Origin of the sequence: Flammeovirga pectinis, assembly GCF_003970675.1 — a bacterium.
In the GTDB taxonomy this organism is placed as follows: domain Bacteria; phylum Bacteroidota; class Bacteroidia; order Cytophagales; family Flammeovirgaceae; genus Flammeovirga; species Flammeovirga pectinis.
This window is the reverse complement of the sequence record NZ_CP034562.1, coordinates 1,962,038-1,975,766: the sequence shown is the minus strand read 5'-3', so window position 1 is coordinate 1,975,766 and position 13,729 is coordinate 1,962,038. Positions and strand designations below refer to the sequence as shown.

The window sequence follows — 13,729 nt, the reverse complement described above, 5'->3', positions numbered from 1 at the left end:
TCTAGGTTTATTCAAACATTAGCCATCTAACACCGTAAGAAATACCAAAACCAGGGCCCATGTAGCCAGGGGATGCCCAATAACCTGTAGTCGGGTCTACAGCGTTTAAGATATCTGATATTCTAACAAATGCCATACATCTTCTCATTTTGAAATCTATAAAGACATCAAAATTAAAGTAGCCTTCTGTTTTGTAATCGTCTTGTAAATGAAATTGTTGTGAAACAGGGTTAAAAGCATAACCGTAAAAAGCAGAAGTATAATGTGTGTCTATGCCTGCATAAATACCTATCATACCGTCTCTAAATTCTTGAACGTAAGCAACTTCGTAAGAACCGAAAATATCTGGAGTAGGCATTACATCTTGATGCGAATTTTGTGTATAAACTACTTCTGCAATTTGCTGAATATTACCAGTTCTAACCTTAAATTTAGTACCGAATCTATTATAAGCAATTGATTGATCGTACTGCTGAGGTCTTGCATATTTATCGTAATAAATATAATCTACAATATTATTTACTTCCCCAAACACTTCAATATTACCTTTTTCGCCTAAAGGTAATTGAGGAGCAATGTGTATCTGTTGCTTTTTTATAGGATCTTTTTTATCATTCCAAGACATAAATACCGTAGAAAAATATTGAGACATCATAGGTGCCAATGTTTGCTCTACTATAAAGCCACCTTTAAGGTATTTACCAGTTACATTTGCTTCTAAATTATAAACATTCTGATTAAGCAATTCTACTTCGCCATGACCTGTTAAAGCACCTAGTTTTTTGGGAAGTAGAAATTCTACATCACCCCCAACAAACAATTGATTGTCTATTTTAACGGGAACATAATCGTTAGAATTTTGCTGCTGATACTTATAGTATCTATACCTCATAAAACCGGACCAAAAGGTAGGACCAAGTCTACTTTTTACACCGACTTTATTATCTAAGTATTGTTCTTTTATACTAGTATATGGAAATTCTCCATAGTTATAGTCGGTGACAACAGGAGGTATATAGTTTGGGTCATCAGAAGCACCTGGAGGTAATCTATTTATTTCTGCAACGGTGTAATCATTATATTGATCGTAATATAATTTGTTGGCAGATAACGTACCTACCGAATTACTGTATTGATATCGATATGAATTTCTTGTAAATTCATGAAAAACTTGAAGTTTAGCTGTGTCTACAAGAGCATACTGATGGTATAAATGATAATTGTAGTTCCATTTAAACGAACTCACCCCATCTTGAAAGTAATTTGTTAGCTGACCTCTACCAAGTTTAAATAAGTCCTCAGTAGTAGTTTCATCATTTACAAGAGTAGGCATTGCAAGACCACCAGATTCTGGCCCTTCATGAAAGTACTGATAAAAACTAGCTAACAACTTATATTTATTATTTTTACTCTCGTATCGGGTATTAAAGCCTAAACCTGTATGGACTTGGCCATTATAAGAATTACTTATTTTGTCTCTACCAACAACATAAGGTTCACTATATCTTTGAAATAGAAGACCAGCAGCCCAATAGGGATTAATATTCCTCCCAATTTTACCACCAATTTTACCTCTATTGTCTTGCCCAACAACACCATTAAAATCAGTAACAGGAATGTAGGCAGAATAATATTCCCAAGTATCTAAGTCTTGGGCGTAAGGATCAAATGCAGTGATACCTACATCCTGACCAAGGTTTCCTGTTGGTTGTTCCCAATAACTATGCAATGCACTAGCGTTATTCCCAAGTGTTTGGTAACGAAAGCCATTTTGTCCATATACTTCATACCTGTGTAGGTGAGTATATGAGGAGTCCATTACATGTTCTTCAAAATGAATTTTATACCAATCATCTTGATTGATATACCAAGTAGTCTGTGGACCTTTTAGCCAAGAACTATCTTGCTCTAAGGTTACACCTTCTTTATTTGGCTCTTGTTTCTCTTTTTTCTTTTCATCATCATCTTGTGCAGAAGCATAACTTGAGATGAAAAATAAAGAGAATAATATATAAATTACTTTTTTCAAGGTTAGATCTAGATCGTAGATAAAATAATCGAGTTACTTTATAAGGTATTTGTTCAAAGTTAAATCTTAATTACTACTAAATGTAATCTTTCATAAAAAAAGATAAACAGATACGTATATAAGCCTATTTTAACCACTCATACATGTCATAATGCTCTTTTGTCATGCCCATGGCTTTGTATGTTTTTTGAGCTCTATCATTATTTTTTTCGACATACAAACGTAAACCTCTTAAATCATCAGAGGCATCAACTTCGTTTTTTACAAATTGATACATATCTCTAAAAATTCCTTTTCGTCTATATTCATCAATAACAAAGAGAGAGTGAATCCATAAAACATTACCACAACGCCAATCAGACCATTCATATAAGTTGAGCATAGAAGCAATACATTTACCTTTGTCTTCTACAATGACATACCTTCCAACGTTTTGGTTGTCAAAGATGTGTTGCACACCTTTGGTTACAGTAGCAAGGTCTAATTGATAATCTTCAGTTTCTAAAGCCATTTTTACTTGAAAATCAGCGATTGTATTTACATAACTGCTATCCGCAATTTTTATAGTATATTTTTCCATTATATATTTTTATTTTTCAGTTTCTATACCATTTCCGTGTTCCTGAGAATAGGCATAAGTAAATTCAGCACCATAGAATAATACTTGAACGGAATAAAAAGTCCATGCCATAACAATAATTATTGGCGAACCTGCTCCCCAAGATGCTGCTGAATGAAAATGAACTAAGTAATATCTAATACCATATTGACCTAATTGGAACAAAAGTGTTGTTACCAGCCCACCAACGTATGCATCTTTACTTTTAATCTTTACATCTGGAATGAATTTATAAATACCAGAGAATAAAAAGAAAGAAATGATAAGTGTAGAGAAAAACCTAACAATTGAAATTAAATCAATATATGTTGTAGGTAGCCAATCTTGAATAAATGTAGAAGCAAAACTTATCATAGAATCTACTGCTACAAGTAATATAAATATAACTCCCAGTGCGATCATCATACCGAAAGCAACAAGTCTATCGATAACAATTTTCTTTATTTTTTGAGTTTTTGGAGGTACTTTCCAAAACTTATTTAAGGCTAATTTTAAAGTGTGAAAGGATAATGTCGAAGAGAAAATCAAGGTTCCTATACTTATTAAAGTAGATACAGTATTGTCAATTTTTAATGCAGTTAAACTATTTATCATAGTATTTAACTGTTGAGCAACCACATCACCAGCAATTAATTCTAGTTCCTCAACCATATCTTCTTTGATTTTATTCTCATCGAAGAAAGCACTAAGCCATGTAAAAAGAAGGTTTAGTGCAGCAGGTAAAGAAACAATTGTATAATATGCTAAAGATGCTCCATAAATATAGGCATGATCTAGGTTGAACTCCTTCCAAGCCATTGATGAAAGTTTAAATACTTTCTTTAAGGCATTGATGATATTATGTAGTATTTTATTAATCTTTCTTTAGTTTAAAAAGTGGTGGAAATCTATTAATTATTTCAGTACAAATAAGTTAAGCGATTTTTTAACTAAAAATAATAATTATCTGTCGTAAAAATACACTTTTAATTAAATATGACAGAGATATCCTTTATTTTGCATCATATTATATAAAACTTTTTTTTGATCTATATGAAAAAGAAACAACTGTTTACTTTTTGCATTCTATTACTCTATTCTTTATTCTTCTCAAATTTTTTGTTTGCACAAGAATCTTCAATGAACCTTGTAATTGATCCTCAGGGACATTCTGGCTTGGTGCGTAAGGTTATTTTTACAGCAGAAAATAAAAAAATTGTATCTGTATCAGAAGATAAGACTATTCGTATTTGGGATGTAAAATCTAATACTCTATTAAAAACTTTATGGGGCGAACATAAAAAAGGTAAAGAGGGTAGGTATAATGCTTTAGCACTATCACCTGATAACAGACTGATGGCAGTAGGTGGTTACTTGCCGAACAATGAAATTCGAATAATTAATTTAAATACAGGAAAGCAGATTGCATCTTTATTAGGTCATGATAATATTGTGTCTGATTTGAAATTCTCTGCAGACGGTATGTGGTTAGGGTCTTCTAGTGCAGACCAAAGTGTTAGAATATGGTATATGCCTGTTATTAAAAATGAAGTTTTTGAAGAAGAACCTTTTGAAAAACTATTGATACCAGAACATACGGACATTGTATATAATATTGATTTTTCTTCTGATGGCACTCGATTAGTAACATGTTCTTTTGATGGAACAGTGAGACTGTATTCAATGGCTGTCTCTATGAGTAATGCTCGTGTTGTAAAAGTTTGGGAAACATCAGAAAGGTTTACAAACGTAGATATATCTTCAGATAATAAATATGTAGTTGCCGGACAATCAAAAGGTAAAGTTTATATATGGAATACTAACGGAAGTGAGATTACAACTTTAAATGATACAAAGGGTTTTATTTCAAGTTTAGCATTTTCTGATGATGATAGGAAATTGATGATTACAGATTCTAAAGGGGATCTTTTTTTATATGATACTGACGTTTGGTTAAAAAGTAAAGACACAGGTATTTCTGAAGGAAGTTTTTCTACAGCGTCTTTTGCTAATGGGAGTTCCAATTACTGTGTTACTTCTAGCGGTTCTGATGGAATAATTAAGATTTGGGATTTAAAATCTGGAAAAAAAATTAGAGAATTTCATGGTGTAGGTTTACCAAATCAAAGAATTGGTATGCAAAACGGTTTATCTGTTGCTTTATCTATTTCTGAAAAAGCTAGAAAACCTTATAATAAAGTGTTTAGTTTTGATAGTCTAGATATGATTTTGTCAGTTGAGAACCAACAAGTATTCTCAATGCCGACAATCAAAAATGAATCATTATCATTAACTAAAACATCAAATTATAGTCTAGAAGCAGGCTTGACTACAATTAAGAATGATAAAAATAGAGATAAATCAATTGAAGTTTATTGCATTGGTATTAATAATGATATTATTGTTGGTAGTGGTGTATCATTAAAAAGATACAATAGTGAGGGTGTTTTGTTGAAAGAATATAACACTGCATCCTCCTCTAAAAATGCCATAAATGTATCAAAAGATGGAAAGTACTTGATCTCATCTTCGGCAAATCAGATAACAGAATTATGGAATTACGAAAGCGGAGAACTTTTAGCTTCTTTGTTTGTAAGCAATACTAATGATTGGGTTTGTTGGTCGCCAAAAGGGTATTACCAAGCATCTGCAGGAGGAGAAAAATATATAGGTTGGTTAAAAAATAATGGAGTTGGCCGATTGGCTTCTTTTTATAAAGTAAGTTTTGCTAGAGATACCTACCATAAACCAGAATTGCTAAAGAAAATTATTGCAAATGGTACTATTGTAGGCCTTTTAGAAGACCAAAATAACGAAGTTTTTGATGAAGTAATTTATGAACAACCAATTGTAGAGTGGATTTCACCTGCAATGAATATGTTTTTAGATACGGCTCACGTAGTAAATGTAATGGCTAATATAACATCAAAAATACCTTTAGATGTACTTAAAATTTTAGTAAATGGACGTCCTGCTTATATATCACCTAAAGAAAATTTAAAAACTGAAAGTGATGAATTTTTATATGTGATCGATGAGCAGTTAACTATAACTAGCCAAGTCTCTAATATCCAGATTTTTGCAGCAAATAGTTCAACTAGTTTTACTTCTGATGCTCGTGAAGTATCATTAGGAAGAGAACGTAAGAAATCTAAAATGGATCTTGATTTTGATTTAGATGAAATGTTTAACTCAGTTGAAAATCAAAGAAGTTTAAAACCGAATATCTACCTTTTATCAATAGGTGTATCTGAATATAGAGATAATACTTTGAATTTAACGTATGCTGATAAAGATGCGATTGCAGTATCAGATTTATATCAGAAACAACAAGAAGGAGAGGTGTTTAATAAAGTAAATGTAAAACAGTTGACTAATGATAAAGCTGTTAAAGGAGAGATTCTTTCTGGTTTTGAATGGTTATCTAAAAATGCACGATCTAATGATCTAGCCATTGTATTTATAGCTTCTCATGGATTGAATAAGGATAATAATTTCTATATCATTCCACATGATGTTGATTTAAATAATGTAAATGAGACAGCAGTAAGTTGGGCAGATTGTTCTCAATTGATGGCTTCTTTACCTTCGCAGGTTTTATTATATGTTGATGCTTGTAATAGTGGACAACTTGGAACCGATATAAGTCATTCTGATAATACGGAGAGTATTCGTAAATTATCATCTGATGAAAATGGTGTAGTTGTAATGTCTGCTGCAACAGGTAAAGAGAGTTCTTTAGAAAGTCCATCATGGGGACACGGTGCTTTTACATCAGCTATTTTAGAAGGAGTTCTACAAGGTAAGGCAGATTACTCTGGTGATAATCGTATTACTTTAAGAGAATTAGATTTATATGTAGCTACAAAAGTTGAAGAGCTTACAAAGGGAAAACAACATCCTACAACTCAGAAGCCAAGTACAATAAGTACGATGACTGTAGGAGAAAAAGTAATGAAATAATATTTAGAAGCTGATACTAATTCCTGGACCAACCATCCAGAAAAAGGTTTCAGCTTTTAAAAAATACCCAAACCCTACATAGAGGGGTAAAGATAATTTTCTACCCGGCCGTTGCAATGGATGAACACTTGCAAGTGCTACTATTCCCAAATCCCTATCAATATCTTCGTTGTCACTTAAGTTAAAGGCGTTTAGGGCTATTGAGCCAACACCAACTCTGTAGGGTCTTACTCTACCAATTGTACCCGGTTTAAAGAATTTAAATTGAGCAATAGCTGAGATACTAATACCACTAATACCAGATGATATATCATCTTCATTTGCCTTTTTTACAAGTAAACCGGCAGGGAATGACAGGTCAACATCAAATTGAGATTTTCTTGCTGCGTAAATTTCAATCTTTTTAGTTTTTACTTGTTCAGAATACCTATCTTTTTGATGAGATATATAAATTTCTAACTTCGTCCAATCTTCAAACCTATGTGTTTTTATTCCTAGATATTTATTTAAAGTAATCAGAGGATCTGTACAATTGTTTTTCTCATAATTATGGTATCTAGGTGAACTTTGACCCGGACAAATTACTATATTTTCATCTTTAGCAATTTCAACCAATTGTCCTTGCGGACCAATTACCCTTACATCTAAAGTGATATACTGTTTTCCGTAAAGCTGCTGATCATCAATCCAATCTGGATTAAAACGTAAAATTACGTCTGTCATAGCTTTAAAATAGAATATTGGTTTATCAATATCAGATACAACTTTCGGAGAAGCACCATAATCTACAGTCACAAAATCAAAATTACGAGGAGATTGCTTTTCTTTTATTTTCAGAGCAATTCCTGTATCAGTATCACCGTTAAAAACTTTTAATTCTTTTCTATTAATATTAATTGGAATAGTAATCTGCATACTTTGCATCTCTTTTGTAGTGTTTACAGAATCGATGCTAATTGATCTTAGCCCATCGAACATAAACCGAGCATGTTGCATTTGGTCGCCCTCAAATTTTACAGATACCGTTTCTCCGGGGTAAACACTTAGATTACTTGTCCAGTTTTTACCTGCATGGAGAACTTGAGTACTTTTTATTTTAGTTTCTGATATAATATTAAAATTAGTCATGAAAGCAGGGGTATCTCCATCTTTTATATAAAGATAACCTTGCTTTGGGGAATGATAGCCATAAATTCGAAGTCGGCAAGTTGTGTAGCCACTACTTAAATTGTTTTCTGTAAATATCTCTGCAATCAAGTTACCTCCAAGTTCTTCTTGATCTTCTATTCTATAGGTTTTGTTTAATAAAAGTTTTCTGTTTTGTTGAAGTTGAATTTTAATTTCTTCGGCATGATCATCTTCATTAAAAATGATCTCATTTTTATCGGTTGCTAAAAAGGTAAGTCTTGATTCTTTTACAGTAAATCTTAAATTTAAAGGTAGAGTTTTATAAGATGGAGAACCCATTAAGAAGTTTGGGGCATAAGTTTCAATAGAAATTTCTGTAGAAAAAGAATTGATAGCTTTAGGAAGAATACCTAAGAAATATTTATTTTCTCTTTCAGATAATCTCCAAGAAATATTTTGTTGTTCGTGCCATATATTATCTACTCTAAGGTTCTGAGGTAGATTGCAGAGTAGTTCATATTCTTTCTCTTCACCAATATACAATTCTCTAATTGAACTTCCTTTTTTATCAGATAATTCGATTTCGGTATTAGTGTAAGGTAAAAGTTTTTGTTCGTAAGGAAGTTCTTTGCCATCAGTAGTCCATAATGCAAAAATAATGGATGGTTTTAAACTGGTATTTTGACGGTTAAATTGAACTACAAATTTATAGACATTATCATCTACTTGTAAAGGACTATCAACAACAGTAAGTTCTGAAGTAGGAATAACCTTTAAGTCTACAATATTTTCAGCATTTTTTAGATAGACTCTAAATTCAAATTTTTCATCTACCTTTTCAAATTTAAAAGGTAGGGTTTTCTCATTTCTATGTCTGCGATTTTCAATTATTCCATGAGTAGATAAATAATTCACAGTTGTGTCGCTATGTACTTCTATATCTTTAATGAAATAATTGGCTTTTTGGCCATAGCTAAATTCATTATGGAAGACTAGTAGGAGAAGAGTAAGAAAAAAATAGTAAATAAATTTATTCATGTAATATATGTTCTGAAACAAAGATACATTTTAGAAGAACTTTTTCAGAAATTAAAATCAATAAAATACTTAAAAAAGCTTAAGCCTTAAAAATGAATTACATATTATTTAAACGTAATTTATTTGTAGATTAATAAATTTTAATATACCTATTTTCTGACAGAATATGATCTAAATCAATCAAAAATTGAAAGATAAATATTAACTTTCTTTTAAATTGATGAATACCGATATACGAAAGTAATTCCCTACTTATTTTCATTTTTTTTGATAAAAATCACGTAAATGGTAATAAAAGTTAAACAAAATTATTTCTATTACGTAATGATTATAATTAATCAATTAATATTACAATAAATTTCAACAAACGATTTCCCTATTAAATTTCGACATGAGCAAAGTAAAATCAATAGATTTACATTTTTTAAATAAAGAAGATGCAATTGCATCTTATCTAATAGAAACATCAGAAGGTCCAATTTTAATAGAAACAGGTCCACATTCAACATTTTCGATTCTAGAAAAAGCATTAGCAGATAAAGGATATAGACCAGAAGATATTAAACATGTCTTTATAACTCATATACATTTAGACCATGCAGGAGCAGCTTGGAAGTTTGCCGAACATGGAGCTAAGGTTTATTTACATCCTTTTGGAGAACGTCATATGGCAGATCCTTCAAAATTGATGGCATCTGCAAAAATGATTTATAAAGAGGATATGGATAGACTTTGGGGACAAATGGAAGCTATACCTAAAGAATGTTTACGTCCAACAGCTCACGAAGAAGAAATTACAATTGGAGATACTGTTATAAAAGCGTGGCATACCCCAGGTCATGCAAATCATCATATTGCATGGCAAATAGGTGATGCTTTGTTTACAGGAGATGTTGCTGGAGTTAAAATTAACGGAGGTCCTGTGGTAGCGCCGTGTCCTCCTCCAGATATTAGTTTAGAGAAATGGCAGCAGTCAATTGATCTTATTAGAGAAATTTCTCCATCAGTTTTATACTTAACTCATTTTGGAGCCGTTACTGATATAGATAATCATCTTATTGCTCTCGAAAATGACTTATACAAAATCGCTCAAATAGTAAAAAAATATACAGAAGATGGTTTAGAACTCCCAGAAATGGAGAAAAGGTTCATTGTTTACGTTAATCAAGAGTTATCTAAACATGGATTGGATCAAAATGCCCTAGAACAATACGATGCCGCAAACCCGCCTTTTATGGGAGTTGCAGGTTTGGTCCGATATTGGAAGAAGAAAAACGAACTATAAACTTTAATAAGTTAAACATATAATGGAGATACTTTCAGGTCTAGTTATAATTTTCATTGCATGCATTATTATATGGAAAGCATGCGATGGTTTTGAAGATGCCTCTGGCTATTTGGGGCGTAATATGAAAGGTGGTGTAAAAGGTGCCACTATTGATGCTATTGGTAGCTCAATGCCCGAACTATTTACAACTTTTTTCTTTTTAGTATTAGCAGGAGACGCTAAAGGATTTGCAAGTGGGATAGGTACTACGTCAGGTAGTGCAATTTTTAATATCATGATTATTCCTGCTGCTGTAATCATGAGTGTAATTGTAGTGAATAGAAAAGTTCAGTATATAAATATTAATCCAAAGGTAGTTTTAAGAGATGGTATTGCTTTAATGCTTGCTATTTTGTGCCTTATAATTTTCGTTTCTGAAACAGAATTAGATTGGTATCACGGTGTATTCTTAATGAGTTTATATGTTGTATACGTATTGTCTTTATTTTTTATTAAAATGGACTCAGAAGGAGATCATGATGAAGAATATGAATACGAAGCTGGTGATGGAGGGAGATTAGCTGCTTTTTTTAAGTTAGATTTATCTCATGCCATTTTAGGTAATAATACAATGAACTCTAAAAGAGCATGGGTATTATTAATATTAGCAACTTCTATTGTTGGTGCATCTTGTCACCTTTTGGTTACAGGGTGTGAGTTATTAGGAGATGGCTTAAACTGGAATACATACGTTGTGGCATTAATTTTTGCTGCAGCAGCAACATCTGTACCTGATACGATTATCTCTGTTAAGAGTGCGAATAATGGGGCATACAACGATGCAATTTCGAATGCACTTGGAAGTAATATTTTTGATATCTGTTTTGCATTAGGACTACCATTAACTATTTATACCTTGTTTTATGATAAAACAATAATAATGTCTGGTGGTGCTGAAGAGATGAATTTTATCGGTCAGTTTAGAATTTTATTATTAATAATGACTTTCTTAGCTACGGTTATTTTCTACGTTGGTGCTAAGCGTAAGAAGCTTGGTGCAAAAAGTGGATACTTTTTAATGCTGTTATATGTTGCGTTTATCTTTTATACATTAGCATATACATATGAAGCTCCTTGGTTGCAAGGTGTTCAAGATGCATTAATTAATATAAATGATCATTTGGTTAAATTGAATCCATTTCATAAAATGTGATGCAATTTAAACTGCACAAAAAAGGCCACTTAATAATTTTAAGTGGCCTTTTTTATGTTCAAATATTTTATAAATTCTTATGGTTTTGGATATCTTTATTCATCATATCAAAAGCATAATCGAGCGCATTGGTAGATAACTTTATAGTGTAGCTACCTAGATCAGATGACCATAGTTCGGTATGTTTTCTTAGTGTATAATTATTTACATTCCTATACGTAAACAATAAATCTTTTAAGAGATCATTTTTTAATAAATGATTAAAGTTATCATCAAAAATCATATTAATCTGATCGTTTACCTCTTCTTCAGAAGTTTTTAATTCTATAATTTCAGACGAATTTAAACCTATATGAACCCCATACATACTTTTTTTCATTAATGAAATCATGGTGTTACCAATTTTAAGATCTTGATAAAGCATTACACAAAGTTCTAATTTATCGTCATCAATAGTTCTTATGTCAAATTGTTTTTCAAATTTTGCTTTTTCAATTTGTTGATTGGTAGTATAGATTTTCTTTTCAAAAGTTAGCATTTCTTGTACCTCAGTAGAGTTGTAGAAGTTGATAACATCGGTAAGAGTATCTAAACCCAGGTGATTTTTAAGATATTCTTTAAAATAATATTTAGCCCTTTTAGATGATAGACTAGTTTTAATAGATGCTTTCAATGAAGTAAGTTTCTCTGAATTATCTATCATAATAGTTTTTTCATCAAGCTGTGCCTGAATAATATTATCAATATCTAAAGTCATGGCATCTAAATCTATAAGTTGAGTATATTGATCAACTTTTTCATCAATGTCCGTTTGTGCATAAGATGTACTAAAAAAAAGTACACATGCAGTTAATAGAGAGTAGCGATAAAACAAGAACATTTGTAAAGGGTAATTTATAGTACTTAGTCATTAACTAATTTACTATAAAATTTTAGAATTGAAAATAAATAAATGGTTGGATATCAGATGATCTGCTTTGAAATAGCATAAATCCAATAAAGAATAGGAATGCTGCTTTAGCAAAGTCAGGCATACAAATAAACTCCATTGACAATTGATCCTTCCATTTTTGAGGCATCCAATGTAAAAAGTAACCAAGCCCCATAATTAAAAACACATTTTTGTAAGCTATCAACACATCAATAGCGATAGATAAGTCCATGTTTGTCATAATTTGAGTAATCATACTTTGAGCATGTTGCATATCATCAGCTCTAAAGTATATCCACGCGTAGCACACAAAATGAAAGGTAATAAATCCTCCGATAATTTTTGAATAAATTGAGTTAGAATACTTTTTGTTAGTCATTTCAAGCCAAAATTTATGGATTGCAAGTGCAACTCCATGTAGTAACCCCCAAATGATAAACCTAATATTAGCACCATGCCATAGTCCACCTAACAGCATAGTTATAATTAAATTTATATAAGTTCTAACTTTTCCTTTTTTGTTACCTCCCAAAGGTATGTACAAATAATCACGCAGAAATGAAGACAATGAAATGTGCCACCTTCTCCAAAAATCTGTAATATCTGTAGCTTTATATGGGGAGTTGAAATTAAGTGGTAATCTGAAACCTAAAAGCACGGCAACTCCAATAGCTATATCTGTATATCCAGAAAAATCGCAATAAATCTGAATGGCATAACCATAAGCTGCCATAAGGTTTTCAAAACCTGAATAAGACCAAGGAGATTCAAATATTCTATCAACAAAATTTATTGAAATATAATCTGAAATTAAAATCTTTTTAACTAGTCCTGAAGCAATCAGAAATAATGCATGTCCGTATTCACTTTCAGAAACCTTATAGGGGTTATGAATTTGGGGAATAAATTCTGATGCTCTAACAATCGGACCTGCTACAAGTTGTGGGAAAAAACTAACGAAAAGTGCAAAATCCCAAATAGAGTTTACTGGTTTAATATCGCCTCTATAAATATCTACAGAATAACTAATTGTCTGAAATGTGTAAAATGATATTCCAATTGGCAAGAAGATATTAGTAGTATCCATAGCCGTTCCAAATACATTATTTAAAAATACAGCTAGGAAGTTCTCTGGCTTTAAATCAATAGAAAATAAGGTGTTTATCCCTTCAGTAAAGAAGAATGTATATTTAAAATAAGCAAGTAGCGAGAGGTTTATAAATGCACTAAGAAATACAAGTTGCTTTCTTTTTCGTTTCTCTGTTGATGCAAATATTGCGGCACCAATGTAGTAGTCTACCACAGTTGAGAACAACAATAACACAAAATAAAAACCACTTGACATGTAATAAAAATACAGACTAGCAAGAAGTAATAGGGTGTTTCTTGCAGTTATGTTTTTATAAACAAATTGATATATAATAATAATAGCCCCGAATAATACCCAAAATATAGCTTGAGTAAATAAGAGTGGACTATTTTCCGAATAGGTAACTAATTCGAGCATTGTTCTAGTATAGAGTTTTTGATCAATAAAAAACTTGTAGTATCGTTAAACTACA

Annotated in this window: 9 protein-coding genes; 3 read left to right on the top strand and 6 right to left on the bottom strand. The window is 31.5% G+C overall.

The window, feature by feature from the left end; genetic code table 11:
• Window positions 1–7: 7 nt before the first annotated feature.
• From EI427_RS07880 to EI427_RS07870, 3 genes are all read right to left on the bottom strand, one after another.
• Window positions 8–2,029: a putative porin gene (locus tag EI427_RS07880; protein WP_126613385.1), complete on the bottom strand. Its 2,022-nt coding sequence runs from the start codon at window positions 2,027–2,029 to the stop codon at window positions 8–10.
• A 124-nt stretch (window positions 2,030–2,153) separates the two neighbouring features.
• Window positions 2,154–2,609: a GNAT family N-acetyltransferase gene (locus EI427_RS07875; protein WP_126613384.1), complete on the bottom strand. Its 456-nt coding sequence runs from the start codon at window positions 2,607–2,609 to the stop codon at window positions 2,154–2,156.
• A gap of 9 nt (window positions 2,610–2,618) precedes the next feature.
• Complete coding sequence (locus tag EI427_RS07870; RefSeq protein ID WP_126613383.1) at window positions 2,619–3,446, bottom strand: YihY/virulence factor BrkB family protein; 828 nt, start codon at window positions 3,444–3,446, stop codon at window positions 2,619–2,621.
• Window positions 3,447–3,680: 234 nt separating this feature from the next.
• On the opposite strand from EI427_RS07870, the gene EI427_RS07865 reads away from it, so the two are divergent.
• Complete coding sequence (locus EI427_RS07865; protein ID WP_126613382.1) at window positions 3,681–6,590, top strand: caspase family protein; 2,910 nt, start codon at window positions 3,681–3,683, stop codon at window positions 6,588–6,590.
• A 3-nt stretch (window positions 6,591–6,593) separates the two neighbouring features.
• Here the strand turns inward: EI427_RS07865 and EI427_RS07860 are convergent, their stop codons facing one another.
• Window positions 6,594–8,756, bottom strand: a complete 2,163-nt coding sequence (locus EI427_RS07860) for a hypothetical protein (RefSeq protein WP_126613381.1) — start codon at window positions 8,754–8,756, stop codon at window positions 6,594–6,596.
• Between the two features lie 391 nt (window positions 8,757–9,147).
• Between EI427_RS07860 and EI427_RS07855 the strand changes: the two genes are divergently transcribed.
• Window positions 9,148–10,041 carry an MBL fold metallo-hydrolase gene (locus EI427_RS07855; RefSeq protein ID WP_126613380.1) on the top strand — a complete coding sequence of 298 codons (894 nt, stop codon included), beginning with the start codon at window positions 9,148–9,150 and terminating at the stop codon, window positions 10,039–10,041.
• A 22-nt stretch (window positions 10,042–10,063) separates the two neighbouring features.
• On the top strand, window positions 10,064–11,236 hold the full coding sequence (locus EI427_RS07850; protein WP_126613379.1) for a sodium:calcium antiporter: 1,173 nt from the start codon (window positions 10,064–10,066) through the stop codon (window positions 11,234–11,236).
• A 67-nt stretch (window positions 11,237–11,303) separates the two neighbouring features.
• Here the strand turns inward: EI427_RS07850 and EI427_RS07845 are convergent, their stop codons facing one another.
• Window positions 11,304–12,116 carry a hypothetical protein gene (locus EI427_RS07845; RefSeq protein WP_126613378.1) on the bottom strand — a complete coding sequence of 271 codons (813 nt, stop codon included), beginning with the start codon at window positions 12,114–12,116 and terminating at the stop codon, window positions 11,304–11,306.
• Window positions 12,117–12,168: 52 nt separating this feature from the next.
• On the bottom strand, window positions 12,169–13,674 hold the full coding sequence (locus EI427_RS07840) for an MBOAT family O-acyltransferase (protein ID WP_126613377.1): 1,506 nt from the start codon (window positions 13,672–13,674) through the stop codon (window positions 12,169–12,171).
• Window positions 13,675–13,729: the final 55 nt, after the last annotated feature.